Raw genomic sequence first — 25,035 nt, 5'->3', positions numbered from 1 at the left:
TGAGAGAAGATTAAAGACGGAATTCTTCACCCAGATAAACACGCTTAACTTGTTCGTCAGCCAAAATTTCCTGTGGTGTGCCGTGAGCGATTAAATGCCCTTGGCTTACAATATAAGCCCGCTCACAAACGTCTAACGTTTCGCGCACGTTATGGTCGGTAATCAAGACGCCGAGACCACTGTCGCGCAAATGCTCAATTATTTTTTTGATATCGATAACAGAAATTGGGTCAACCCCGGCAAATGGCTCATCCAGCAAAATAAACTTAGGATTTGCCGCCAGTGCACGGGCTATCTCAACACGGCGGCGTTCACCACCGGAAAGCGATTGCCCTAGATTGTCACGTAAATGTGTAATATGGAACTCTTCCATTAACTCATCAGCGCGTTCCTGGCGCTGTTCAGATGTCAGATCTTTACGGATTTCCAGCACTGCCATCAGATTATTAAAGACACTCAGGCGGCGGAAAATGGAGGCTTCTTGCGGTAAATAGCCAATCCCGCGCAGGGCGCGTTCATGGAGCGGCAAGAGGCTGATATCTTCATCATCAATCACAATACGCCCGGCGTCACGCTGGACAATGCCGACGACCATATAAAAAGTGGTGGTTTTACCTGCGCCATTGGGCCCAAGAAGACCGACAATTTCACCGGATTTCACTGTCAGGCTGACGTCTTCGACCACTTTACGGCCTTTATACGCCTTAGCCAGTTTTTCTGCGATTAATGTTGCCATAAATGATTACTTACTCTTCTTTTGGCCTGATGCTGCTGGCCCTTTGTCTTGTAATTGGGACGGTAACAGCACGGTTGTCACGCGATTGCCTTTATTACTGAAGGCTTCCATCTGCTGTTTTTTCACTAAATAAGTAATGCGGTCGCCTTTGATATTGCTATCAAGCTGCTCCAGATAAGCATCACCGGTCAAGATAACTAAATCGTTAGCGACTTCGTAACGCAGTTTCTGCCCGTGGCCTTTGACCGGTTTGCCGCTGTCTTGCATTTGATAAAACGTGACCGGATTACCAAAACCCTCGATAACCATTTTGTTTTGATCACCACCCGGACGGGTTACCACAACTTTATCAGCTTTAATTTCAATCGTGCCTTGCTTGATAACCACATTATCAGTAAATGTGACGGTATTCGCAGCCATGTCTAAGGCTTGTTTAACCGAGTCAACCAGCACCGGTTGGTCAGAGTCGCCGGTTAATGCCAATGCAGGCAAGCTTGCGGCTAAAAGTGAGCTGGCTAGCAAAAAATGACGAATTTTATTTTTGGATTTCATAAGAGGTTTTAACCTTTTCAATCAGCTCGGCGGTTTTATCCCGCAAGTTCCCACGCATTTTCATGCCGTTAGATCTAAATCCAACACCAAAGAGGGTAACTTCATCGTCTGAGGATACATCCTGAGTGATCAAATTAACCTGGGCGTTATCGGTTTTAATTTTTTGTAATTGGGCATCTGGGGTCAAGCTATCAACCTCAACATGCCCATACAAATACAGCATTTTATCATTGGTCAGTTTGGCGCGATCCGCCCGTACAGTCCAAGTGGCGACCGCATTCTCATCAAACATCGTCATGACCGGTTTGGTGAACCAGGTCAGTTCTTTTGCTGTGAAGTTTTGAACATCTTCTGCCACTAACTTATAATTTAGCTGCCCAATCGGATTAAACACCACAGTCACAGTATGCTGACTCTGTGAAGAGGGTTCATTATCATCGGCGATGATGGGGGCGTCTTGCTGATTAAAGCCTGACATATTCCAGCCAATTAATGCTAAAGCAATTAGCGCTAAGGATAGTGTTATCCATAGTCTTGTTTTACTCATATCGACAATCCTTTGGCACCTTCGAGTTTATCTTGGGCCAATAATATCAAATCACATATCTCGCGTACGGCACCGCGTCCGCCATTAATCTGTGTCACATAATGCGCCTTGGGAATGAGCAATGGATGAGCATCCGCCACGGCGACTGATAGCCCAACTTGGGCCATTACTGGCCAATCAATCAAGTCATCACCAATGTAAGCCACTTGTTCGGGCTGGCATTTTAATGCTGTCAGTAACTCATTATAAGCGACTAGCTTATCAGATTGCCCTTGATAAAGGTGGGTAATGCCTAAGGTGGTGGCACGGTCTTCCACTAATTTTGCGCGGCGACCGGTAATAATAGCCACTTCGATACCTGAGGTTATCAGGCAGCGGATACCATAGCCATCCCGCACATTGAAGGCTTTCAGTTCTTCGCCGTGATTACCCATGTAAATCAGGCCATCGGACATTACACCATCAACATCACAGATCAATAAGCGAATCTTGGCCGCTCGTTCTATAACGCCGTTAGCCACAGGGCCATAGCATGTGTCTTGATATACTGTGCCATTCATAATTTACCCTTCTTACTTGAGGTTGCAGCGGTGTTAGCAGCTCTTTTTCATCCGAATCACTGGGATTCACTTGTTTGCTGCTGGGCTGCAACCCCAATGACTTTGGGTCATCCTCTTCTTCTTGAGGTTGCGGCGGTGTTAGCAGTTTTTAACCTGACTTAAATATACCAGACCATTAAACAACGCCGGCTCTTAGCATGTCGTGCATATGCACCACACCCAGTAGCTTGTCACCATCAGCGACCAACACGGCGGTAATATGACGTGATTCCATTAAGTTGAGTGCATCAACCGCCAACATGGTTGGGGGAACCCGGATGCCGCCGCTGGTCATCACATCGGTGATTTTTGCATGATTCAAGTCCACGCCCATATCAAATACCCGGCGTAAATCGCCATCGGTAAAGATACCTTTAATCATCATTAAATCGTCACAAATTACGGTCAAACCCAGATTTTTCCGAGTAATTTCCAGTAATGCGTCTCGTAACGATGCATCGGGACTCACATGTGGGATGTCATCGCCAGTGTGCATGATATCGCTAATGCGTAATAGCAGCTTGCGCCCGAGTGCGCCGCCGGGATGAGAGAGCGCAAAGTCTTCCTGTGTAAAGCCTCTGGCCTGTAGCAAAGCCACGGCCAGGGCATCGCCCATCACTAATGTGGCCGTGGTGCTGGTGGTTGGGGCCAAGCCTAGCGGGCAAGCTTCTTGCGGGACTTTAATGCACAGATGAATATCAGCCGCTTTACCCATGGTACTTTCCGGGTTGTTGCTCATACAAATCAGCTGAATTTTTTGGCGTTTCAGGACGGGGATCAGCGCAAGAATTTCGTTGGACTCCCCCGAGTTGGAGATGGCTAACACGATATCTTGTGGTGTGACCATGCCGAGATCGCCATGACTGGCCTCGCCGGGGTGGACAAAAAATGATGGCGTGCCAGTGCTGGCAAAAGTGGCGGCAATTTTGCACCCAATATGGCCTGATTTCCCCATGCCCATCACGACAATTTTACCACGGCAGCTAAATATGGCCTCACAGGCAGCGGCAAAGTCGTCATTTATATATTGACTGAGTTGTGCCAGCCCTTCGCGCTCAATCTGTAGTACCTGTTTACCCGCCTGCTGAAAATCTACTTTTGGTCGTGAATTAACATTTGATTGCGAATTAACATCTGATTGCGAATTAACATTTGATTGCGAATTAACATCTAACTGTGAATTCACACCTGACTGTAAATTAAAAGAAGACATACTAGGTTCCCGCTGAATCAACATGAGTTACGCAGCGCTTAAGGGTACCCAAAACAGCACCGCGAGATAAGCGATAAACGCGCATAATAACAGAGCGCCCGCGATATGACCGATTCTATGTTTTCGCCCCATGCAAAGAACGGTGAATACCACACTGACACCGAGCATGACCCAATAATCACGTTGGAATGCTTCGGGGTTGATATCCCCAGGCGATAGCAGTGCGGGAACGCCTAACACAATAACAATGTTAAAAATATTGGAGCCGATGATATTACCAACCGCCATATCATTTTCGCCTTTCAGCGCGCCGGCGATAAACGTGGCCAGTTCCGGTAAACTGGTGCCAATGGCAATGACCGTCAGCCCGATAACCAGTTCACTGACGCCCGCGACTCTGGCAATGACGGTGGCATTGTCGATAATCATTTTGGCGGACAGGGGTAAAATAATAAATGCCAGCACCAACCACAATAATGCGACGGTATTGCTGCTGTCCTGTGGGAGTTCAGCTAGCTGTTCGCGAGTCAGAATGTCATTGCCTTCCGCGTGTGCCAGGCGGGCAATCTTGAGCATCAAGACAATAAAGACCGCTGCTGCGAAGAGCAAAATCACCCCATCTCCACGGCTGAGATGATTATCCATCAGCAGGAAACCACAGAGCACGGTCACGACTAACATTAAGGGCAGCTCGCGGCGTAAAATCTCAGAGCGCACTGTCAGCGGGCGTATCAGCGCTGCACCGCCAATAATCAATAATAGATTGGTAATATTGGAGCCCAGCACATTGCCGACGGCCATATCGTTTTGGTTATTCAGCGCCGCAGTGACCGAGACAATCAGTTCCGGCAGCGAGGTGCCAATACCGACGATGGTCATCCCGATAATAAGTGGTGGGATACCAAAAGACCGAGATAACACCGCCGCGCCATAAACTAATCTATCAGCGCCGTAGACGAGTAAAAACAAGCCAATGATTAATAGTGTTATTGCAAGAAACATGCAGAGTCCTTTATTAGGTATAATCCCGATCCGTTGGCAAAAACCACTAAAAATGCTTTACGCTTTTTTTGGCTGCTCCCTAATTTTGACTGTGCGTGCCGGAAAAGTAAAACTTATGGCAACTTTGGCTACGAAAAAGTGCCAATAAGTTGCCAGAATACTTCCCAATTGCGCTCGTTGCCGTCTTTTGCTGTAACATTAGCGGTGTATGAGTACCCAAAGGCCTAAGGGACGAATGATAATGAACCAACTGGCGCCGAATTTAATAGAGATCCGCGGGATGAGTTTTACCCGTGGTGAGCGTCCGATTTTTGCCGATATCAATATGACGGTTCCGCGCGGTAAAGTGACTGCGATTATGGGGCCTTCAGGGATTGGTAAAACCACATTGTTGCGTCTGATTGGTGGGCAACTGGCACCCGATGCCGGCGAAATCTGGTTTGATGGCGATAATATTCCAACGCTTTCACGCCAGCGTTTGTATGATGTGCGCAAGAAAATGAGCATGTTATTTCAATCTGGTGCGCTATTTACCGATTTAACTGTGTTTGAGAACGTGGCTTTTCCATTACGTGAACATAGTCATTTACCGGAGGAGCTACTGCACAGCACGGTAATGATGAAGTTAGAAGCCGTGGGGCTACGGGGGGCCGCCAACTTGATGCCTGCCGAGCTTTCCGGCGGTATGGCGCGCCGTGCGGCATTGGCGCGGGCAATAGCCCTGGATCCAGAATTAATTATGTTCGATGAGCCTTTTGTTGGTCAGGATCCTATTACTATGGGCGTCTTGGTAAAGCTGATTGATGAACTGAATCATGCTCTGGGGGTCACCTGTGTGGTGGTTTCCCATGATGTACCTGAGGTGTTAAGTATTGCTGATTATGCTTATATTGTTGCTGATCAACATGTTATCGCTGAAGGCACCCCTGAGCAGTTACAATCTAATGACGATAGGCGAGTGCGCCAGTTCCTTGATGGTATTGCCGATGGGCCGGTGCCTTTCCGTTTCCCGGCAGGGGATTATAAAACTGAGCTGTTAGACCCAAGGTAATTGGCGTTGCCGGTAGGCAACTCGCGGGCGTATTCCGCTGAGGATGCTTAAATCAGTGATGCGGGTAAGTCTTGCCGCAAACACGGCTGCAACGTCAAGTGCGAAGGATATAAGCTGATGGAGTATTCATGTTAGTACAGGCGTTAGCGTCTTTAGGTCGCCGGGGAATTAAGGTCTGCGCATCCTTTGGTCGCGCAGGTTTAATGCTATTCAATGCCTTGGTCGGGCGACCTGAACCGCGAAAACAATGGCCATTATTGGTCAAACAGCTGTATAGCGTTGGGGTGCAATCCTTACTGATTATTGTGGTTTCTGGTCTGTTTATCGGCATGGTTTTGGGGTTGCAGGGCTTTTTGATCCTCACCACTTACAGTGCGGAAGCCAGTCTGGGCATGATGGTCGCTTTATCACTGCTACGTGAGTTAGGGCCGGTCGTGACGGCATTGTTATTTGCCGGTCGTGCCGGTTCTGCGTTGACGGCAGAAATCGGCCTGATGAAAGCCACTGAGCAGATTTCTAGCCTGGAAATGATGGCCATCGACCCCTTGCGACGGGTTGTTGCCCCTCGGTTTTGGGCCGGTCTTATCAGCATGCCATTATTGACAGCTATCTTTGTCGCTGTAGGTATTTGGGGTGGCGCTGTCGTGGGTGTCGACTGGAAAGGCATTGATGGCGGCTTCTTCTGGTCAGCGATGCAAAACGCCGTTGAATGGCGTACGGATTTACTGAATTGCCTGATTAAGAGCTTGGTATTTGCTATTACCGTGACCTGGATTGCGCTATTCAATGGTTATGATGCGATCCCCACATCTGAAGGGATTAGCCGGGCGACGACCCGTACTGTGGTGCATTCATCACTGGCAGTATTGGGATTAGATTTTGTGCTGACAGCACTGATGTTTGGGAACTGAGTCGATGCAAACGAAGAAAAGTGAAGTTTGGGTAGGTTTATTTATACTGATTGCTATTCTGGCTGTCGTATTTCTCTGCCTAAAAGTTGCGGATATCAAATCAGTAGGCAACCAGCCGACTTACCGGATTTACGCAACCTTTGACAATATTGGCGGCCTGAAAACCAATTCGCCAGTCAAAATTGGTGGTGTTGTCGTCGGGCGGGTGGCAGGAATAACTCTGGATACCCAAAATTACAGCCCACGTGTGGCGATGGATATTCAGCAACGTTATGACCATATTCCGGACACCAGTTCCTTAGCGGTGCGCACTTCCGGTTTGTTAGGTGAACAGTTCTTAGCATTGAATGTTGGCTTTGAAGATCCAGAAATGGGCACCGGTATCCTGAAAAACGACGGTGTTATTCAAGACACGAAATCTGCATTAGTGCTGGAAGATCTTATCGGCCAGTTCTTGTACAAAAGTGGCGGTGATGGTAATTCTGGTGCTCCGGCTAATGAACCCGCAGCGCCAACCGTTGCGGCACCTGAGCCGGCAGCAAGCGGCAGTTTACCTGCGGCCCAACATCCTTAAAGAGGGTATTTGAATGTTTAAACGTTTACTTATGGTCGCGTTGTTGGTGGTTGCACCCCTGGCAAATGCTGTCGATCAAACAAATCCTTACCGTTTAATGGATGAAGCAGCGAAAAGAACATTTACGCGCCTGAAAACTGAACAACCAAAGATTAAACAGAATCCAGACTATCTGCGCACCATCGTGCGCGAAGAGCTGCTGCCGTTCGTCCAAGTTAAATATGCCGGGGCACTGGTTTTGGGCAGCTATTACAAAGCCGCCACCCCAGCACAGCGTGAGGCCTATTTTAATGCCTTCACTCAATATCTGGAGCAAGCTTATGGCCAGGCATTGGCGTTGTACCACGGCCAAACTTATGACGTCGCGCCAGACCAACCGCTGGGTGATGCCAATATTGTCGCCATCCGCGTCACTATTTTTGACCCCAATGGTCGCCCACCGGTGCGGTTAGATTTCCAATGGCGTAAAAACAGTCAAACAGGTGCCTGGCAGGCCTATGACATGATAGCCGAAGGGGTCAGCATGATAAGCACCAAGCAAAATGAGTGGGCGTCAATCCTGCGTCAGAAAGGGGTTGATGGCTTGACCCAGCAGCTGTTGATCGCGGCGAAACAGCCAATAACGTTAGATAAACAGTAATGATGGATATTATGACGGATGAACTGAGCTGGCAGTCGCAGCAGGAAACGCTGGTGCTGCAAGGTGAATTAGATCGTGAAACCTTGTTACCACTGTGGCAACAACGTGAAGCATTATTGGCGGATAAAACCTGCATTGATGTCAGCCAGTTACAGCGCGTTGATTCATCCGGACTGGCACTACTGGTTCACTTTCGCGAACTACGGAGCAAACAGGGTGTCACACTCACTATTACAGGTGTCAGTGATAGGTTATCAACCCTGATTGAGCTGTATAATCTTCAGCAAATCATCCCGGTGGAAACCGCCAGCGCTTAGCTATTGGAGTTAAGTCAACGCCTTTTGGTGTCGTTTATATCCAAAGTAAAAAAACTAAAGTTTTCAAGCCCCTGAGCCTAATAGCAACACAGGGGCTTTTCTTTAGTTTCAGAGAAAGCCGGATTCCACTAATATGTTCAACTGATTACTATCCTCTTAAAATAGAATGAATCTTATGGATACTTCCGAAATTAAAGACGTGCTGATGCGAGCATTGGCATTACAAGAAGTACATGTTACCGGTGAAGGCAGCCACTTTCAGGTGATTGCAGTGGGTGAGTTATTTGCCGACATGAGCCGGGTGAAAAAACAGCAGGCCGTGTATGCGCCTTTGATGGAATATATCGCTGATAACCGCATTCATGCCTTGTCTATCAAGGCTTATACGCCACAAGAGTGGCAGCGGGATCGCAAACTAAACGGCTTTTAATGCTGTTGGCTCCAGAGTTTTGCCTATCGGTAGGTAGCCTCTAAAGCGGGCAGTGAATTCGAATTTGACAACAGAGAGTGGTCACAATGGATAAGTTTCGTGTGCAGGGGCGGACTCGCCTAAGTGGTGAGGTCACTATTTCCGGAGCGAAAAACGCCGCATTACCTATATTATTCGCGGCGTTATTGGCTGAAGACCCGGTAGAGCTGCAAAATGTCCCAAAGCTAAAAGACATTGATACCACCATTAAATTGCTTAACCAATTAGGCACTAAAATTGAACGTGATGCTTCAGGTTCTGTTTTTGTCGATGCCAGCGGTGTAGATGAATTTTGCGCGCCTTATGATTTGGTTAAAACCATGCGGGCCTCTATTTGGGCATTGGGGCCGCTGGTGGCACGTTTTGGTAAAGGGCAAGTTTCTTTACCGGGTGGCTGTGCTATTGGCGCGCGTCCGGTCGATTTGCATATTACCGGCTTAGAACAGCTGGGTGCTGAAATCAAACTGGAAGAAGGCTATGTCAAAGCGTCGGTTAATGGTCGCCTGAAAGCGGCGCATATCGTGATGGACAAAGTCAGTGTTGGCGCAACCGTGACCATCATGAGTGCTGCTACATTGGCTGAAGGCACCACGGTGATTGAAAACGCCGCCCGCGAACCAGAAATTGTCGATACGGCTAATTTCCTAAATACGCTGGGTGCTAAAATCACTGGTGCGGGTAGTGATCGTATTACTATCGAAGGTGTTGCTCGCTTAGGCGGTGGTGTTTATCGTGTGCTGCCAGACCGTATTGAAACCGGTACTTTCTTGGTTGCTGCGGCCGTTTCTGGCGGTAAAGTGGTTTGTCGTCAGACTCGCCCTGATACGCTGGATGCGGTGTTGGCTAAGCTACGTGAAGCCGGTGCTGACATTGAAATCGGTGAAGATTGGATAAGTCTGGATATGCATGGTCAGCGGCCTAAAGCTGTGACACTGCGTACCGCGCCACATCCTGGTTTCCCGACTGATATGCAGGCGCAATTCAGCTTATTGAATTTGGTGGCTGAAGGCACTGGTGTTATCACTGAAACTATATTTGAAAACCGGTTTATGCATGTTCCTGAGCTGATTCGTATGGGCGCACATGCAGAAATCGAGAGCAATACCGTGATTTGCTATGGTGTTGAGCAACTGTCTGGCGCACAGGTCATGGCAACAGATTTACGTGCTTCTGCCAGCTTGGTATTGGCCGGTTGTATTGCTGATGGCGTAACTATTGTTGACCGTATTTATCATATCGATCGCGGGTATGAAGGTATCGAAGATAAATTGCGCGCGCTAGGTGCCAAAATTGAGCGTGTGAAAGGCGAGTAAACGTCCTTATTCATTGATGTTTCAGGAAATTAGCGCTATTCGCACTGTGCAGCTTGCGGGATGAGTAGGTTAGCAACCAGAAGCTTCAAGGGTGTTGGGCAGAAAGCCGCTGATATCACATCAAAAAAATGCCAGTCTGTAATTTCAGACTGGCATTTTTTATGGTGATAATAAAAATATTGAAGGCGATATTACCGCTCAGTTGAGGATAATCACTGCGGCGCAGGTTGTTGGCCCAGGACTTCATTTTGATCTAATTCAGTAATAGTAATTTGGGCAGTGATTTGCTGACCATTACGTAGCAGCAGCACCGGAATTGTGGTTCCTGGGCGGATCTCTGCCACCTGATCCATAGTTTCTATCACGGATGTCGCGGGTTTGTTATTCACGCTCAAAATAATATCACCCACTTGTAAATCAGCATTTGCTGCCGGCCCGTTAGGCGATATTTTATTCACTTTAATGCCATGAATACGATCAGAACCATTACCGCTGGCATTGAATGGTGGATATTCCTCGCCGGTAATGCCGATATAGCCACGGATAACCCGCCCATCACGAATCAGTTTTTCCATCACCTTGGTTGCCAGTGCAGTAGGAATCGCAAACCCAATACCTTCCGGCGTTTCGCCGTTGCTGCTTTTGTCGAAGGATAAAGTGTTAATTCCCATCAGTTCACCCAAAGTATTCACCAGCGCACCGCCAGAATTACCCTGATTGATTGAAGCATCTGTTTGAAGGAAATTTTGTCGTCCGGAATCACTTAAACCAATACGCCCAGTGGCACTGATAATCCCCTGAGTCACTGTCTGGCCAAGATTGTAGGGGTTACCGATTGCCAGCACGACATCACCTATATGAGGTGCACGATTAATATTGATGGGAATGACGGGGAGGTTTGTTACATCAATTTTTAACACCGCTAAATCAGTCAGATTGTCTGAGCCGACCAGCAATGCTTCAGATACACGGCCATTTTGTAACGCCACAATAATCTGTTCAGCATTATTGATAACGTGCTTATTAGTAAGAATATAACCTTTGTCACTCATGATGACACCAGAGCCTAATGTCCGGATGGCTAAGCCTTCTTGTGTTGGGCTTAGGCTGCGATTATAGACATTAACCACTGCCGGCGCGGCGCGGCGTACCGCCTGGTTATAACTGACCGGAACTTCTTCATCAAGGCTATTGGTCTTACCGGAAAAAAAGTGACCCGGACTACGGAGCATAGGTATTGCGACCAGCAAGATACCAGCAACAATTAGCCCCAAAATAATAGAACGCAATAGCTTAAGAAACATGAAGTTTATGGCATTAATGATTAGATAACGCGAGGATAGCATGAGTTTGGCGGACACAGCATTGTGCTGTGTCCGATTTTTATGCAAATTAACGTATTAACAGATAAATATTCTCGCCACCGCGCACAACATTCAGTGCAATGACCGCAGGTTTCGCCTCGATAGCTTTACGCAACTCGGTGATGTCCTGAACCCGCACACGGTTGACGGCAATAATGACATCGTCTTTCTGCAAGCCAGATTGCGCGGCAGGTGAGCCTTTCGCCACGCTCTCAACTTTGACACCTTTGCTGCCACCTTTGATTTCGCCATTACTCAAGGATGCACCTTGCAATGCGGGCGACAAGGTATCTGCGCTGGTGGATGTTGGGCTGCTGTTTTCCAATGTTACCGTGACATCCAGTGGCTTCCCATCACGTAATAACCCAACTTTAATGGCTTTACCCGGCCCGGTGGTTCCCACTTTGGCGCGCAACTCAGCAAAGCTGCTGATAGGCTTGCCGTCCACGGATACCAGCACGTCACCGGCTTTAATTCCGGCTTTAGAGGCGGCTGATTTTGGCATAACTTCGCTGACAAATGCCCCACGTTGAGCATCAATATTAAAGGCTTTCGCCATGTCGGCGGTCATTTCACTGCCGCGAATACCTAGCAGGCCGCGCTTCACTTCACCGAACTCAATCAGTTGCTGGCTAAGGTTTTGCGCCATATTGCTCGGGATGGCAAAGCCGATACCGATATTACCGCCACCCGGTGCCAGAATTGCGGTGTTAATCCCAATCAATTCGCCATTTAGGTTAACCAGCGCGCCACCCGAGTTTCCTCGGTTGATAGAGGCATCGGTCTGAATAAAGTTTTCCAACCCTTCCAGATTCAGGCCACTGCGCCCAAGGGCAGAAATAATCCCTGAGGTTGCGGTTTGCCCCAGACCAAATGGGTTACCTACTGCGACGGCAAAATCACCAACCCGCAGGTTATCTGAGTCAGCCATTTTGATGGCGGTCAGATTTTTGGCATCGGTCAATTGTAATAATGCGATATCGGTTTGTTCATCACGCCCGAGCAGTTTGGCATCATATTCACGGCCATCGTTAAGCTGAACACGAATTTTATCCGCGTTATTGATAACGTGGTTGTTCGTCAGCACATAGCCTTTTTCAGCATTAATGATGACGCCAGACCCTAAACCTTCAAATGGGCGGTTACTCTCTTTGCCGGTTGGTGCATTTGGGCCGAAGAAAAATTTAAACTCTTCTGGCAAACGTTGCGGTTGTGCTTGAGTACCAGAGACGTGAACACTGACGACCGCAGGCAATACTTTTTCTAGCATAGGAGCCAGACTTGGCACTGCTTGCCCAGTTACGGCTGCTGGAATTGCTGCTGCGTTCACCATAGGAACAGACGCGAGGCCTAAGCTGACACTCAATGCCAGCGCACTCAGAAATAATGATTTTTTCTTCATTGAATTAAACTCTCTCAATACCTAACGGTGAATGAATCGGGTGGATGGCTGCTACAGACCTATTGTAGATTCAGACTCTGCATTAGCTAAAAAATTCACTTATTTCAAAAGGCTACTGCTGTTCTAAAAATAAGCATCTTAAGATACCGTTGATATAAGGGCCGCAGCGAAGCAATTCAAGGAGAGGTAAGTATAGAAGTGTAAAGGTGCTAACGACGGCAAAGCTATGGCAGCCCTACCGTGGCTAGCATGATATGCCCCATCATTTTCAAACCCAGGCGTGTTAGCGACGTTCGTGCACCTGAATCACATACAGACATATGCTCATCGGTGTTATCTCTACTTGTCGCTTTCCTGCATCTCGAAATTGATCGGGTAAATATTTAGTCGCGGGTCTGGTGCTCCGGGCGTAACAAACCAGATGCGCCTTCAGAATAATCACGCGGTGGCATTTTAACCGGCGCCTGATCATTATCAGCTTCAGATTCTGTCAGACGATAGCGGAACGGATTATCCTGCAACGGCAAGTCCGGTAACAAGTTATTGGAGCTTTTCGCCATATGCTGATAAAGCTGGCGATAGTCGCGAGCCATGTTATCCAGCAACTCAGCACTGCGGGCAAAGTGCCCCACCAGTTCCTGACGATATTCCTCCAGATCTGTTTTGCTTTTCTCCAGCTCATTTTGCAGCACTTGCTGCTGACGCAATTTGCGGTTGCCAAAGCGCATAGCCACCGCGCCAATCACAATACCCACAACCAACCCAATAAGCGCATACTCCCAGGTCATGATGACTCCTTTTTTGACTTCATTGTTCAGCAGGACTTTTTCACTTAATAATACCCACTATAACCGTTAACCTTGTCAGAGTGGAATCCTGATGCAACTTTGCCTATGGTTATCAGGCTTTTTCCGCAGTAACAGAGTTGGTAAATGCTGCGATTGCCCGATAAATCAGCAAGAAAGAGCAGCGAAAAGTAGCTAATTATTTTATCAGGGATTGTTGATAAACATGCAACCGAGTTCACCTAGAGCACTTTACCAGCAGGCACTTGATGCCGGCGACTACCAACCTGATGATGTACAACAGCGCACTGTAGCACGGCTGGAAACCATTTATCAGGAGCTGAATCAACGCCAAAGCACCCCATCGGCTAGCACGGGCCTGAGAGGGCGCTTAGGCCGTTTTTTGGGGCGTACAGCGCCGCGCACACCCATACGCCCAGTTCAGGGCTTATATATGTGGGGCGGGGTCGGGCGCGGTAAAACCTGGCTGATGGATATGTTTTTCCACAGCCTGCCCGGCGAACGCAAGCTTCGTCTGCATTTTCACCGTTTTATGTTGCGGGTACATCAGGAACTGAACGCGTTGCAAGGCCATGAAAATCCATTAGAAATCATTGCTGATGGCTTCAAGGCCGAAACTGACGTGCTGTGTTTTGATGAGTTTTTTGTATCGGACATCACTGACGCCATGTTGTTGGCCACATTGCTGGACGCCTTATTTGCCCGCGGCATCACCTTGGTTGCCACATCTAATATTCCGCCGGATGACTTGTACTCTAATGGTCTACAACGGGCGCGCTTCCTGCCCGCCATTAAGCTGATTAAACAATATTGTGATGTGATGAATGTTGATGCAGGGATTGACTATCGCTTGCGCACCCTGACTCAGGCAAATCTTTACCTAACGCCATTGAACACCCAAACCGAGCAAGCGATGCAGGATATTTTCGTCAAATTAGCGGGTAAAGAGGGGGAGCGAGCACCTGTATTGGATGTTAATCACCGGCCTTTACCGGCTATTTGTTCGGCAGAAGGCGTATTGGCGGTGGATTTTCATACATTATGCGAAGAGGCGCGCAGTCAGCTGGATTACATCGCACTGTCTAAGCTTTATCACACGGTATTGCTACACAATGTTCACTGCATGGCGACGAAAGATGAGAATACCGCCCGGCGCTTTTTAGCATTGGTCGATGAGTTTTATGAGCGGCGGGTAAAATTGATTATTGCTGCTGAGGCATCGATGTTCGAGATCTATTGCGGTGAACATCTCAAGTTTGAATATCAGCGCTGTTTGTCACGGTTACAAGAAATGCAGAGTGAGGAATATCTCTCTTTGCCGCATTTACCCTAAGGTGTCTTCACTTTTTACCCGCAGAAATGTTATTCTGGTGTGGGCGATTATCCTTCGCCCTTACTTAACATGTTTAATTTATGCCTTTCACGTCAAAAACAGTTCGATCTTTAACGTCGACTTCTCTATAATCTTGCGACCCCACGTTACAACAAAGTTTTTTTCCCAAAAACTTTGATAGTGCCAGCATTGGCTATTCGAAGGGGTAGGTTTGCTGGACTGATAGTCGTGTGAGCCTCAACTGTTTTTGAACGTTTGGGTGTTCACCAACGTGTAACTTATTAATTGGGTAAGCTTTTATAATGAAAACTTTCACAGCTAAACCAGAAACTGTAAAACGCGACTGGTATGTTGTTGACGCGAATGGTAAGACCTTAGGTCGCCTCGCTACTGAACTGGCTAGTCGCCTACGCGGCAAGCATAAAGCGGAATACACCCCGCACGTTGATACTGGTGATTACATCATCGTTCTGAACGCAGAAAAAGTTGCCGTAACCGGTAACAAGCGTACAGACAAGATTTATTACCGTCACACCGGTCACATCGGTGGTATCAAACAAGCGACCTTTGAAGAGATGATTGCCCGCAGTCCTGAGCGTGTGATTGAAATCGCGGTTAAAGGCATGCTGCCGAAGGGTCCGCTGGGCCGTGCAATGTATCGTAAACTTAAAGTTTACGCAGGTACTGAGCACAATCATGCGGCGCAGCAACCGCAAGTTCTGGACATTTAATCGGGATTATGGCAATGGCTGAAAATCAATACTACGGCACTGGTCGCCGCAAAAGTTCTGCTGCACGCGTTTTTCTTAAGCCGGGTAGCGGTAAAATCGTTATTAACCAACGTAGCCTAGAAGTTTACTTCGGTCGTGAAACTGCCCGCATGGTAGTTAACCAACCGTTGGAACTAGTAGACATGGTTACCAAGTTTGACATGTACATCACTGTTAAAGGTGGTGGTATTTCAGGTCAGGCTGGCGCTATCCGTCACGGTATCACTCGTGCACTGATGGAATATGACGAGTCTCTGCGTGGTGAACTGCGTAAAGCTGGCTTCGTAACGCGCGATGCGCGTGAAGTTGAGCGTAAGAAAGTGGGTCTGCGTAAAGCACGTCGTCGTCCACAGTTCTCCAAACGTTAATTTTTTGCCTTTATGGCATCAGATTGATGGTAAAAACCCGGTGTCTCACCGGGTTTTTTTATTTGTGCATATAAAATACGTATGTCATAAAATACGTATGTCATAAAATACGTATGCCAAAAAAACACGCCTTAAAAACACTCTTTCAGCATTTTATTCACATTATTTTTACCGCTAAACTGTTGTCTGATAGACAATTGTTCATGAAATCGCAGCGCCATCCCCACAAAACATGCAAAATCTGGTAAACTATCACCCACTTTTGTGCCTGTTCGGCGAACTGTTGACGTCCGTGTATCTCCCTGGCTGAATTATTATCTCGACCAAGGCTTATTTACGGCAACAGCTGTCGAGATTGCGAACCGGCGGTAAAACGACTCAGGATAGCAACGTCATCGTGGGCTATTCGCATTGTTTTCTAGATAATCTTGGAGGTTTTCATGGCTGTCGCTGCCAACAAACGTTCGGTAATGACGCTGTTTTCCGGCCCGACCGACATTTTTAGCCATCAAGTACGTATCGTACTGGCGGAGAAAGGTGTCAGTGTTGAGATTGAGCAGGTTGAAGCTGATAATCTGCCGCAGGACCTGATTGACCTCAATCCGTACCGTACCGTTCCTACTTTGGTTGATCGCGAGCTGACACTGTATGAATCCCGCATCATTATGGAATATCTGGATGAGCGTTTCCCTCACCCACCATTGATGCCGGTATACCCTGTTGCGCGTGGTAGCAGCCGGTTGATGATGAACCGCATTGAGCAAGATTGGTATTCCTTGCTACACAAAATTGAGCAAGGCAATGCACAGGAAGCAGACGCAGCCCGTAAACAATTACGTGAAGAGCTGCTGTCTATTGCACCTGTGTTTAATGAAATGCCTTTCTTCATGAGCGAAGAGTTTAGCCTGGTCGATTGCTACCTGGCTCCGCTGTTGTGGCGTTTGCCGGTATTAGGCATTGAGTTCACTGGCGCGGGTTCTAAAGAGCTGAAAGGCTATATGACACGTGTGTTTGAGCGTGATGCATTCTTAGCTTCTTTGACCGAAGCTGAACGCGAAATGCACCTGAAAACTCGGGGTTAATTGTTATGGAGATGTCTGATATGTCTCCGCGCCGCCCTTACTTGTTGCGCGCATTTTATGAGTGGTTGATTGATAATCAACTGACTCCGCATCTGGTTGTGGATGTTACCCGCCCGGGTGTTTCGGTGCCGATGGAATTTGCCCGTGATGGTCAAATTGTATTGAATGTGGCACCGCGGGCAGTGGGTGACCTGGAACTGGGCAATGATGGTGTGTGTTTCAACGCCCGTTTTGGTGGTGTTCCACGCCAGGTTATCGTGCCGATGAGTGCGGTTATGGCTATTTATGCGCGTGAAAACGGTTCGGGCACGATGTTTGAGCCGGAAGAAGCTTACGATACTGATGTTGACGGTAACTTTGTTGGCATAGAAGAAGGCGGCAGCGAGACTGCGTCTACTGAAAGTCTGACATTGGTCACTGGTGATGCTCCGGCGGTAGAAGGTGAGGGTAACTCACCTGATGATGAGCCACCGCAACCGCCACGTAGTGGTGGTCGTCCAGCATTACGAGTTGTTAAGTAACTGTTTTTTCGGGCACTACATTTGCATTTCTATTCAGGGCGGCTTTGGCCGCCCTTATTATTTCTACCTGTCTAACTCGTCAGCAAGGCAATATCTTCAGCTGCTAATCTTCTTCAGTTCTGCCAGACAGTTATCACGCTGGCTCATCATGTCGCTGTTTCGGATAGTCGATAAGGTATGAGAAGCACGCTGTTGGAAACTGGCCTTGGCCGCACTGTCTTTAGCATCAGCTGGCGCAGTGCAAATTTCTGATAATGTGAGTGTTTTGCTGTCACTGACGGCTTTAAGCACCGCCGCTGGATTATAAATTAGTGCGGAAGAGAGCGCTGATTTAACCCCCGCAGTGAAGCTCGCATTTCCACCATCAGCCAGTTTAGGCGCCATGGCAATCCAGTTATCATCACCGAGTTTAATATTATTCTCTACAGCGGGCAGTTGCCCGGCACGCGCCAGTTCTGCGACAACTGCACGCGCGCCACGCGCCTCAATATTGTAGCCAACCTCTTGATAATTAAGAGACATGGCTAACGCGCTACCGCTAATAGCCAGCAAAGCGCCAGCAATGAAAAGTGAGTGAGATTTCATAACAGATAATCCTTTCTTTAAAACAAGGCGTAACAAAGGTACAGGAAAAAAGCTGTGTGGGGCCAGGAAGCGTTGGCCCAAAAGCATCAATAAAGATGAGCTCGGGCCTTACTATAGCGCTTCATGATTAAAATGCTGCAAATAACGCGGTTTGAGATTGTTACAAAATCTTGAGTTGCGGGGGAAATCAGTAATAAAAAAGGGCTGGATAGCCAGCCCTTCATCATCCAGCATCCCGAATGTTAGACTTCCAGGTAGCTCATAATGCCTTCTGCGGCTTTGCGGCCTTCGGCAATAGCGGTGACCACTAAATCTGAGCCACGGACGATATCGCCACCGGCAAAGATTTTAGGGTTACTGGTCTGGAAAGCATTATCGGTGCGCTCTGGTGCCACGACCCGGCCTTGCTTATCGAGTGCCACGTCATGAGCTGCCAACCATTCCATACTGTGTGGGCGGAAACCAAATGCCATTATCACCGCATCCGCTGGCAGCACATGTTCTGAACCTGGGATCTGTTCAGCCATGCTGCGGCCTTGTGCATCAGGTGCGCCCAGTTGGGTGCGAACCATCTTCACACCACAGACTTTGCCATTACTGTTCACTTCAATGCTTAAAGGTTGCAGGTTGAATTTGAACTCGACCCCTTCCTCTCTGGCATTTTTCACTTCACGTTTGGAACCCGGCATGTTGGCTTCGTCACGGCGGTAGGCGCAGACCACATCTGTTGCCCCTTGGCGAATTGAGGAGCGAACACAGTCCATTGCGGTATCACCGCCACCAAGCACCACGACGCGTTTGCTTTGCATCGTGATATAAGGCTCGTGAGGTGCGGCGTCAAAGCCCATCAACTGTTTGGTATTAGCAATCAGGAACGGCAGGGCATCGTACACGCCGGATGCATCTTCGTTTTCCAGACCACCGCGCATTGATTGATAAGTCCCGACCCCGAGGAACACGGCGTCATACTCTTTCAACAGCGCATCCATTTGGATGTCTTTGCCAATTTCTGTATTCAGCTGGAATTCGATGCCCATCTCGGAGAAGATTTTGCGCCGTTTAACCATCACTTCTTTTTCCAGCTTAAAGGCCGGAATACCAAAGGTCAGTAGGCCACCAATCTCTGGATGACGGTCAAATACCACGGCTTGCACACCATTACGCGCTAACACGTCGGCACAGGCCAGCCCCGCAGGGCCAGCTCCAATCACCGCAACACGTTTGCCGGTTGGGTGAACATGAGACATATCAGGTTTCCAGCCCATCTCAATGGCTTTGTCACTTATATAGCGCTCGATATTCCCGATGGTTACCGCGCCGAACTCGTCATTCAGAGTACAAGAGCCTTCACACAAGCGGTCTTGCGGACACACACGTCCACAGACTTCTGGCAAGCTGTTGGTCTGGTGAGCCAAGTCCGCGGCTTCCATAATCCGCCCCTCATTGGCCAATTTCAGCCAGTTAGGGATGTAGTTATGAACTGGGCATTTCCATTCACAATAAGGGTTACCGCAAGACAAACAGCGGTCTGCCTGTGCTTTGGCCTGTGTTTCTGAAAACGGCTCGTAAATTTCAACAAATTCAATTTTACGGATCTTCAGCGGCTTTTTCGGCGGATCTACGCGCTGTAGGTCGATAAACTGATAAACATTCTGACTCATTTCAACCCCTTACTGCGCTTGAACCCGCAGCTCAGCTGCGGAACGGCTACGGTGGCCCAACAGTGCTTTCACATCGCTGGATTTCGGTTTAACCAAAGCAAACTTGGTCACCCATTCTGGCCAGTTAGCCAGAATTTCTTCGCCACGACTAGAACTTGTCAACTGAACATGCTCAGTGATAAGCCCACGCAGATGTTCTTCATGGATTGCCAGTTGGTCGACATCCAGGACTTCTACCAGCTCAGGGTTAACACGTTTACGGAATTCACCATCTTCATCAAGGACATAAGCGAAGCCGCCGGTCATGCCCGCACCGAAGTTAATTCCAGTGCGGCCGAGGACACAGACAATCCCGCCAGTCATATATTCACAACCGTTATCGCCGATACCTTCAACTACCGTGATGGCACCAGAGTTACGCACTGCGAAACGCTCACCGGCACGTCCTGCGGCGAACAATTTGCCGCCAGTTGCACCATACAAACAGGTGTTGCCGACAATGCTGGCTTCGTGGCTGCGGAAGTTAGAACCCACCGGAGGACGCACAGCAATGCGCCCGCCCGCCATGCCTTTACCGACATAATCGTTGGCATCGCCGGTCAGGGTCAGCTCTACGCCGCCCGCATTCCAAACGCCAAAGCTCTGACCGGCAGTACCGGAGAAATACGCTTTGATAGGGTCGGTTGCCAGGCCCTGGTCGCCATGTTTGGTGGCAATGGCGCCGGACAGGGCAGCACCCACTGAGCGGTCGGTGTTACGGATATCAAAATAAAATGTTTTGCTTTGCTTGGCTTCAATGTAAGGCTCAGCTTGCGCCAGCAACTCTTTGTTCAATGAACCTTTATCGAACGGAGGGTTACTTTCGGTGCAATGCAGCGCCTTGCCCGGATGTGGCGTTGCTGTTTTCAGCATTGGCGACAGATCCAGTTTGTTTTGTTTTGCTGAAATGCCGTCCAGCTCTAACAGCATGTCGGTGCGGCCAATCAAATCAACCAGTTGGCTAACACCCAACTCGGCCATGATTTCACGGGTTTCACGGGCGATAAACTGGAAATAGTTAACCACACGTTCTGGCAGGCCGTGATAATGGTCACGACGCAGCTTTTCATCTTGAGTAGCTACGCCGGTTGCGCAGTTATTCAGGTGGCAAATTCGCAGATATTTACACCCCAGCGCCACCATAGGGCCAGTGCCGAAGCCGAAGCTTTCAGCCCCCAGAATCGCGGCTTTAACAATATCAACGCCGGTTTTCAGGCCGCCATCCACTTGCAGGCGAATTTTATGGCGCAGGCCATTGGCAACCAAGGCTTGTTGGGTTTCAACCAACCCCAGTTCCCACGGGCAGCCAGCATATTTCACTGAAGACAGTGGGCTGGCACCGGTGCCGCCATCGTAGCCGGCAATGGTAATTAAGTCGGCATAGGCTTTTGCCACGCCGGTGGCAATGGTGCCGACACCCGGCTCAGAAACCAGCTTCACCGAAATCAATGCTTTCGGATTGACTTGCTTCAAGTCGAAAATCAGCTGCGCCAAGTCTTCGATTGAGTAAATATCATGGTGCGGTGGTGGGGAAATCAAAGTCACACCCGGCACGGAATAGCGCAGTTTGGCAATATACGGTGTGACTTTATCACCCGGTAATTGACCGCCTTCGCCAGGTTTCGCCCCTTGAGCTACTTTGATCTGGATAACATCGGCATTCACCAGATAGGCCGGTGTGACCCCAAATCGGCCTGAAGCAACCTGCTTGATACGGGAAACCTTATTGGTGCCGTAACGTGCCGGGTCTTCGCCGCCTTCACCAGAGTTCGAGAACCCACCGAGGCTATTCATGGCGATGGCGAGTGACTCATGTGCTTCTGGGCTTAATGCGCCGATAGACATCGCGGCGGTATCAAAACGCGTAAACAGCGATTCCGCCGGTTCAACTTGATCCACCGGGATCGGGGTGCCTTGGGGCTTTATGGCCAGTAAATCGCGCAGTGTGGCAATTGGGCGCTCATTAACCAGTTTGGCATAAACCTGATAATCACTGTATTCACCGCTGTGAACCGCAGTCTGTAAGGTGCTGACCACATCCGGGTTATAGGCATGATATTCGCCGTTATGGACAAATTTCAGCAAACCGCCTTGATCCAGCGGTTTACGTTTCAGCCAAGCCCGTTTGGACAGATTCTGCAAATCCTGTTGGAAATCACTGAAGCTGGCTCCGCCAATGCGGCTGACGACACCCTGGAAGCAGAGGTCTGACAGGTCACGATGCAGGCCCACGGCTTCAAACAGTTTAGCGCAACGGTAAGAGGCCACGGTTGAAATGCCCATTTTGGACATTATCTTATACAGCCCTTTATTGATGCCGTTGCGATAGTTAAGCATCACATCGCGATACTTTTTATCAATCGCTTGGGTATCAACCAATTTAGCCAATGATTCATAAGCTAAATAAGGGTAAATCGCAGTCGCACCAAAACCGAGTAACACGGCGAAGTGGTGCGGGTCACGGGCGCTGGCGGTTTCAACAATGATGTTGGCATCGCAGCGCAGGTTTTTTTCTACCAATCGGGTCTGAACCGCGCCGACAGCCATTGGGGCGGGGACCGGCAGGCGGTTCGGGGCAATCGCCCTATCTGACAACACCAGCATGACGGCACCATCACGCACTTTGCGCTCGGCCTCTTCACACAGTGCCAGCACCGCTTGTTCCAAATCAGTTTCAGCCGGGTCGAAGGTCAGATCCAACCTGTCAGCGCGGTAATGTTCCCCTTCCAGGGTGGTTAACTGCTGGAAATCTGAGAACAGCAAGATTGGCGATTTAAAACTCAGACGGTGCGCCTGACCTTCAGCTTCACAAAACACGTTCATTTCCCGGCCAATACTGGTGGCCAGTGACATTACATGTGCTTCACGCAGCGGATCGATTGGCGGGTTAGTTACCTGCGCAAACTGCTGGCGGAAGTAATCATAAATAATGCGTGGGCCGCTGGAAAGCACGGCAAATGGGGTGTCATCACCCATTGAACCGGTGGCTTCCTGACCAATTTCACCCAGCACGCGGATGACTTGATCCAGTTCTTCATTGCTGTAACCAAACTGCTTCTGATAGGTTTCTAGCTGAGAGTCATCCAGCTCACGGCTACCCACCTGATCCTCTGGCAAATCCTCAAACGGCACCAAGCGCTTAACGTTTTTCTCCATCCATTCTTTATAAGGATGGCGGCTTTTCAGGTCGTTATCGGTTTCGGAGGAATGCAGAATTTTTCCGCTGCGAGTATCAATCACCATCAGCTCACCTGGGCCGACACGGCCTTTCTCTACGACTTCATCGGGCTGGTAATCCCAGATACCGACTTCAGAGGCGCAAGTGATGAGTTTATCTTTGGTGATGACATAGCGCGCTGGGCGCAGGCCATTACGGTCAAGGTTACAGGCGGCATAGCGGCCATCTGACATAACAATCCCGGCCGGGCCATCCCACGGCTCCATATGCATGGAGTTGAAGTCAAAGAAGGCGCGGAGATCGGTATCCATATCTGGGTTGTTCTGCCAGGCCGGTGGCACTAACAGACGCATGGCACGAATTAAGTCCATCCCGCCGCTAAGGAACAGCTCCAGCATGTTATCCAGTGAACTGGAGTCAGAGCCGGTTTCATTGACAAATGGGGCCGCATCCTGCAAATCGGGAATTAATGGCGTTTTGAATTTGTAAGCACGTGCTCGCGCCCATTGGCGGTTACCGGCGATGGTATTGATTTCGCCATTATGCGCCAAATAGCGGAATGGCTGAGCCAGTGGCCAGCGCGGCACGGTATTGGTTGAGAAGCGCTGATGGAACAGGCAAATTGCCGATTCAAGGCGCAGGTCAGCCAAATCAAGATAAAAGCGTGGCAGATCCGCAGGCATACATAAGCCTTTATAGATCGTGACCAGGTTTGAGAAGCTGCACACGTAGAAATCTTTATCGTTCTCGATGCGCTTTTCGATACGGCGACGGGCCACAAACAGGCGGCGCTCCATATCACGTGGACGCCAGCCCGCAGGGGCGTTCACAAAAATTTGTTCAATCCGAGGCAGGGAGGAGAGGGCGATTTCACCAAGAACGTCGGGGTTCGTTGGCACTTCACGCCAGCCGACAATCGACAGCGTTTCGTTTTGCAGTTCTTCTTCTACAATGCGGCGGCTTGCCTTGGCGAGTTCGTCATCCTGACTGAGAAACATCATGCCCACGGCATAGTTTTTGGCCAAACGCCATCCGCGTTCTTCAGCGACCATCCGGAAAAAGCGATCCGGTTTTTGTAACAGCAAACCACATCCGTCGCCGGTCTTGCCATCAGCAAGGATAGCACCACGGTGTTGCATGCGGGCCAGCGCGTGTATCGCGGTACGCACCACCTTATGGCTAGGTTCGCCTTCTATGTGGGCGATTAGGCCGAAACCACAGTTGTCCCTTTCTTGGGATTTATCGTACAACATATCAGTGAACCTCCCCAGGCTCTGTGAGACTCCAACAAACCGACTTCAAAAGGACATGGTGATACCCATCATCTTTCAAGCTGCACAGAGGTTGGCTGCCATCACTCACCCAACACATTGAGTTATCTCAATATATTAGATTCATTCAGTTGCCAGCGACTCACAACTCGAACTCTATTAGGTATATCAGACGGTATGGGCTGACAGGCGCGTATTTCGCGGCAAATCTGCTTTTCCGCCCTCCGCCAATGGCCTCTTGTGACGGTTCACACAAGTGGTAAAAGACTTGTTTTAAGAGGGAGTCTTAAATTACTGCATAATTATGACTAGACGTTTGCCCGTCTAGAAAGCTTCCAGCGGACTTCCAACTTAGCGAGAAAGAATACTCAGGTCAAATATAGGCTTAAGAACTATCTCTAAGGTGATAATTGGAGTTATCAGTATGAAAAATATAATTTTATTGACGTTTTTACCCTGTTGTGTGCTTCATGGGGCAGACGCTAAAATGTGAGCTGTCTCACTATAGTGCAATCGACAAATCTCTGCACCATGCTAGTGCTGGCGGGGATGCTGGAGTGATATACTGCATTTTCTATATTTTCTGGCATTTAAAACTATTTTTAACTGAATTGTAATAGAAGCGCCAAGGCCTTGGTTGAAATAAGAAAATTTAATCATCGGTCAAGTGATTTTATTTGCACTTATTGTGAATGGTTATGCGCGGCTGCACCCAAGGGCATGGGAGTTGA

Annotated in this window: 24 protein-coding genes; 12 read left to right on the top strand and 12 right to left on the bottom strand. The window is 48.9% G+C overall.

All coding sequences use genetic code 11. The features are described from left to right. Positions 1 to 10: 10 nt before the first annotated feature. From lptB to YROHD0001_RS07890, 6 genes are all read right to left on the bottom strand, one after another. Positions 11 to 736, bottom strand: coding sequence for an LPS export ABC transporter ATP-binding protein (gene lptB, locus YROHD0001_RS07865; RefSeq protein WP_004714952.1), 726 nt, complete (start codon positions 734 to 736; stop codon positions 11 to 13). 6 nt (positions 737 to 742) lie between these two features. Continuing rightward, entirely contained in the window at positions 743 to 1,288 is a 546-nt protein-coding gene (lptA, locus tag YROHD0001_RS07870; protein WP_032817008.1) for a lipopolysaccharide ABC transporter substrate-binding protein LptA, read from the bottom strand. After that, positions 1,272 to 1,835: an LPS export ABC transporter periplasmic protein LptC gene (gene lptC, locus YROHD0001_RS07875; RefSeq protein ID WP_032817007.1), complete on the bottom strand. Its 564-nt coding sequence runs from the start codon at positions 1,833 to 1,835 to the stop codon at positions 1,272 to 1,274. Before lptC ends, lptA begins: the two co-directional genes overlap by 17 nt. Continuing rightward, positions 1,832 to 2,395, bottom strand: coding sequence for a 3-deoxy-manno-octulosonate-8-phosphatase KdsC (gene kdsC / locus YROHD0001_RS07880; RefSeq protein ID WP_004714949.1), 564 nt, complete (start codon positions 2,393 to 2,395; stop codon positions 1,832 to 1,834). The genes lptC and kdsC overlap by 4 nt, the downstream gene beginning before the upstream one ends. A 175-nt stretch (positions 2,396 to 2,570) precedes the next feature. Then, a complete protein-coding gene (gene kdsD, locus YROHD0001_RS07885; RefSeq protein WP_231586307.1) occupies positions 2,571 to 3,647 on the bottom strand; it encodes an arabinose-5-phosphate isomerase KdsD in 1,077 nt (358 codons plus the stop codon). Positions 3,648 to 3,674: 27 nt separating this feature from the next. Next, complete coding sequence (locus YROHD0001_RS07890) at positions 3,675 to 4,649, bottom strand: calcium/sodium antiporter (RefSeq protein ID WP_004714946.1); 975 nt, start codon at positions 4,647 to 4,649, stop codon at positions 3,675 to 3,677. 241 nt (positions 4,650 to 4,890) lie between these two features. On the opposite strand from YROHD0001_RS07890, the gene mlaF reads away from it, so the two are divergent. The 7 genes from mlaF (at position 4,891) to murA (ending at position 9,924) form a co-directional block, all read left to right on the top strand. Then, positions 4,891 to 5,700, top strand: coding sequence for a phospholipid ABC transporter ATP-binding protein MlaF (mlaF, locus tag YROHD0001_RS07895; protein ID WP_004714945.1), 810 nt, complete (start codon positions 4,891 to 4,893; stop codon positions 5,698 to 5,700). A 128-nt stretch (positions 5,701 to 5,828) separates the two neighbouring features. Further along, entirely contained in the window at positions 5,829 to 6,611 is a 783-nt protein-coding gene (mlaE, locus tag YROHD0001_RS07900; protein ID WP_004714943.1) for a lipid asymmetry maintenance ABC transporter permease subunit MlaE, read from the top strand. A 4-nt stretch (positions 6,612 to 6,615) separates the two neighbouring features. After that, a complete protein-coding gene (gene mlaD, locus YROHD0001_RS07905) occupies positions 6,616 to 7,185 on the top strand; it encodes an outer membrane lipid asymmetry maintenance protein MlaD (protein WP_004714942.1) in 570 nt (189 codons plus the stop codon). 13 nt (positions 7,186 to 7,198) lie between these two features. After that, positions 7,199 to 7,825 carry a phospholipid-binding protein MlaC gene (gene mlaC, locus YROHD0001_RS07910; protein WP_004714941.1) on the top strand — a complete coding sequence of 209 codons (627 nt, stop codon included), beginning with the start codon at positions 7,199 to 7,201 and terminating at the stop codon, positions 7,823 to 7,825. Between the two features lie 11 nt (positions 7,826 to 7,836). Beyond that, a complete protein-coding gene (mlaB, locus tag YROHD0001_RS0117955) occupies positions 7,837 to 8,142 on the top strand; it encodes a lipid asymmetry maintenance protein MlaB (RefSeq protein WP_032817037.1) in 306 nt (101 codons plus the stop codon). A 175-nt stretch (positions 8,143 to 8,317) separates the two neighbouring features. After that, complete coding sequence (ibaG, locus tag YROHD0001_RS07915) at positions 8,318 to 8,572, top strand: BolA family iron metabolism protein IbaG (RefSeq protein WP_004714940.1); 255 nt, start codon at positions 8,318 to 8,320, stop codon at positions 8,570 to 8,572. Positions 8,573 to 8,658: 86 nt separating this feature from the next. Beyond that, entirely contained in the window at positions 8,659 to 9,924 is a 1,266-nt protein-coding gene (gene murA, locus YROHD0001_RS07920; protein WP_004714938.1) for a UDP-N-acetylglucosamine 1-carboxyvinyltransferase, read from the top strand. Positions 9,925 to 10,136: 212 nt separating this feature from the next. Here the strand turns inward: murA and degS are convergent, their stop codons facing one another. The 3 genes from degS to zapG all read right to left on the bottom strand — a co-directional run bounded on the left by degS (position 10,137) and on the right by zapG (position 13,478). Next, on the bottom strand, positions 10,137 to 11,228 hold the full coding sequence (gene degS, locus YROHD0001_RS07925) for an outer membrane-stress sensor serine endopeptidase DegS (RefSeq protein ID WP_004714936.1): 1,092 nt from the start codon (positions 11,226 to 11,228) through the stop codon (positions 10,137 to 10,139). 88 nt (positions 11,229 to 11,316) lie between these two features. Continuing rightward, the gene (gene degQ / locus YROHD0001_RS07930; protein WP_004714935.1) at positions 11,317 to 12,690 is read right to left on the bottom strand and encodes a serine endoprotease DegQ; all 1,374 of its coding nucleotides are present in this window, start codon (positions 12,688 to 12,690) and stop codon (positions 11,317 to 11,319) included. Between the two features lie 383 nt (positions 12,691 to 13,073). Next, entirely contained in the window at positions 13,074 to 13,478 is a 405-nt protein-coding gene (gene zapG / locus YROHD0001_RS07935) for a Z-ring associated protein ZapG (protein ID WP_004714934.1), read from the bottom strand. Between the two features lie 223 nt (positions 13,479 to 13,701). Between zapG and zapE the strand changes: the two genes are divergently transcribed. The 5 genes from zapE (at position 13,702) to sspB (ending at position 17,570) form a co-directional block, all read left to right on the top strand. Then, positions 13,702 to 14,829 (top strand): cell division protein ZapE, encoded by a 1,128-nt coding sequence (zapE, locus tag YROHD0001_RS07940; RefSeq protein WP_004714932.1) that lies wholly within the window; start codon positions 13,702 to 13,704, stop codon positions 14,827 to 14,829. A 302-nt stretch (positions 14,830 to 15,131) separates the two neighbouring features. After that, positions 15,132 to 15,560, top strand: a complete 429-nt coding sequence (gene rplM, locus YROHD0001_RS07945; RefSeq protein ID WP_004710905.1) for a 50S ribosomal protein L13 — start codon at positions 15,132 to 15,134, stop codon at positions 15,558 to 15,560. 14 nt (positions 15,561 to 15,574) lie between these two features. Next, positions 15,575 to 15,967, top strand: coding sequence for a 30S ribosomal protein S9 (rpsI, locus tag YROHD0001_RS07950; RefSeq protein WP_005162424.1), 393 nt, complete (start codon positions 15,575 to 15,577; stop codon positions 15,965 to 15,967). Between the two features lie 440 nt (positions 15,968 to 16,407). Then, positions 16,408 to 17,049 carry a stringent starvation protein SspA gene (gene sspA, locus YROHD0001_RS07955; RefSeq protein WP_004714928.1) on the top strand — a complete coding sequence of 214 codons (642 nt, stop codon included), beginning with the start codon at positions 16,408 to 16,410 and terminating at the stop codon, positions 17,047 to 17,049. A 5-nt stretch (positions 17,050 to 17,054) separates the two neighbouring features. After that, the gene (gene sspB / locus YROHD0001_RS07960) at positions 17,055 to 17,570 is read left to right on the top strand and encodes a ClpXP protease specificity-enhancing factor (protein ID WP_004714927.1); all 516 of its coding nucleotides are present in this window, start codon (positions 17,055 to 17,057) and stop codon (positions 17,568 to 17,570) included. A gap of 96 nt (positions 17,571 to 17,666) precedes the next feature. Here the strand turns inward: sspB and YROHD0001_RS07965 are convergent, their stop codons facing one another. From YROHD0001_RS07965 to gltB, 3 genes are all read right to left on the bottom strand, one after another. Beyond that, on the bottom strand, positions 17,667 to 18,155 hold the full coding sequence (locus tag YROHD0001_RS07965; RefSeq protein WP_032817006.1) for a hypothetical protein: 489 nt from the start codon (positions 18,153 to 18,155) through the stop codon (positions 17,667 to 17,669). 242 nt (positions 18,156 to 18,397) lie between these two features. Next, on the bottom strand, positions 18,398 to 19,816 hold the full coding sequence (locus YROHD0001_RS07970) for a glutamate synthase small subunit (protein WP_004714921.1): 1,419 nt from the start codon (positions 19,814 to 19,816) through the stop codon (positions 18,398 to 18,400). Between the two features lie 9 nt (positions 19,817 to 19,825). Continuing rightward, complete coding sequence (gene gltB, locus YROHD0001_RS07975; protein ID WP_032817005.1) at positions 19,826 to 24,286, bottom strand: glutamate synthase large subunit; 4,461 nt, start codon at positions 24,284 to 24,286, stop codon at positions 19,826 to 19,828. Positions 24,287 to 25,035 lie beyond the last annotated feature (749 nt).

The sequence above is a fragment of the Yersinia rohdei ATCC 43380 genome, assembly GCF_000173775.1.
In the GTDB taxonomy this organism is placed as follows: Bacteria; Pseudomonadota; Gammaproteobacteria; order Enterobacterales; family Enterobacteriaceae; genus Yersinia; species Yersinia rohdei.
Note: the sequence above shows the minus strand (reverse complement) of the source record. Positions and strands in the feature narration are given on the sequence as shown.

Excerpts from the sequence above, each read along its gene's own strand:
- YROHD0001_RS07970 (WP_004714921.1), bottom strand. The coding sequence starts at position 19,816 with ATGAGTCAGAATGTTTATCAGTTTATCGACCTACAGCGCGTAGATCCG.
- ibaG (WP_004714940.1), top strand. The coding sequence starts at position 8,318 with ATGGATACTTCCGAAATTAAAGACGTGCTGATGCGAGCATTGGCATTA.
- YROHD0001_RS07965 (WP_032817006.1), bottom strand. The coding sequence starts at position 18,155 with ATGAAATCTCACTCACTTTTCATTGCTGGCGCTTTGCTGGCTATTAGC.
- zapG (WP_004714934.1), bottom strand. The coding sequence starts at position 13,478 with ATGACCTGGGAGTATGCGCTTATTGGGTTGGTTGTGGGTATTGTGATT.
- murA (WP_004714938.1), top strand. The coding sequence starts at position 8,659 with ATGGATAAGTTTCGTGTGCAGGGGCGGACTCGCCTAAGTGGTGAGGTC.
- gltB (WP_032817005.1), bottom strand. The coding sequence starts at position 24,286 with ATGTTGTACGATAAATCCCAAGAAAGGGACAACTGTGGTTTCGGCCTA.
- rplM (WP_004710905.1), top strand. The coding sequence starts at position 15,132 with ATGAAAACTTTCACAGCTAAACCAGAAACTGTAAAACGCGACTGGTAT.
- rpsI (WP_005162424.1), top strand. The coding sequence starts at position 15,575 with ATGGCTGAAAATCAATACTACGGCACTGGTCGCCGCAAAAGTTCTGCT.
- lptA (WP_032817008.1), bottom strand. The coding sequence starts at position 1,288 with ATGAAATCCAAAAATAAAATTCGTCATTTTTTGCTAGCCAGCTCACTT.
- kdsD (WP_231586307.1), bottom strand. The coding sequence starts at position 3,647 with ATGTCTTCTTTTAATTTACAGTCAGGTGTGAATTCACAGTTAGATGTT.
- degQ (WP_004714935.1), bottom strand. The coding sequence starts at position 12,690 with ATGAAGAAAAAATCATTATTTCTGAGTGCGCTGGCATTGAGTGTCAGC.
- kdsC (WP_004714949.1), bottom strand. The coding sequence starts at position 2,395 with ATGAATGGCACAGTATATCAAGACACATGCTATGGCCCTGTGGCTAAC.
- mlaC (WP_004714941.1), top strand. The coding sequence starts at position 7,199 with ATGTTTAAACGTTTACTTATGGTCGCGTTGTTGGTGGTTGCACCCCTG.
- sspA (WP_004714928.1), top strand. The coding sequence starts at position 16,408 with ATGGCTGTCGCTGCCAACAAACGTTCGGTAATGACGCTGTTTTCCGGC.
- mlaF (WP_004714945.1), top strand. The coding sequence starts at position 4,891 with ATGAACCAACTGGCGCCGAATTTAATAGAGATCCGCGGGATGAGTTTT.
- mlaD (WP_004714942.1), top strand. The coding sequence starts at position 6,616 with ATGCAAACGAAGAAAAGTGAAGTTTGGGTAGGTTTATTTATACTGATT.
- mlaB (WP_032817037.1), top strand. The coding sequence starts at position 7,837 with ATGACGGATGAACTGAGCTGGCAGTCGCAGCAGGAAACGCTGGTGCTG.
- sspB (WP_004714927.1), top strand. The coding sequence starts at position 17,055 with ATGGAGATGTCTGATATGTCTCCGCGCCGCCCTTACTTGTTGCGCGCA.
- lptC (WP_032817007.1), bottom strand. The coding sequence starts at position 1,835 with ATGAGTAAAACAAGACTATGGATAACACTATCCTTAGCGCTAATTGCT.
- YROHD0001_RS07890 (WP_004714946.1), bottom strand. The coding sequence starts at position 4,649 with ATGTTTCTTGCAATAACACTATTAATCATTGGCTTGTTTTTACTCGTC.
- lptB (WP_004714952.1), bottom strand. The coding sequence starts at position 736 with ATGGCAACATTAATCGCAGAAAAACTGGCTAAGGCGTATAAAGGCCGT.
- zapE (WP_004714932.1), top strand. The coding sequence starts at position 13,702 with ATGCAACCGAGTTCACCTAGAGCACTTTACCAGCAGGCACTTGATGCC.
- mlaE (WP_004714943.1), top strand. The coding sequence starts at position 5,829 with ATGTTAGTACAGGCGTTAGCGTCTTTAGGTCGCCGGGGAATTAAGGTC.
- degS (WP_004714936.1), bottom strand. The coding sequence starts at position 11,228 with ATGTTTCTTAAGCTATTGCGTTCTATTATTTTGGGGCTAATTGTTGCT.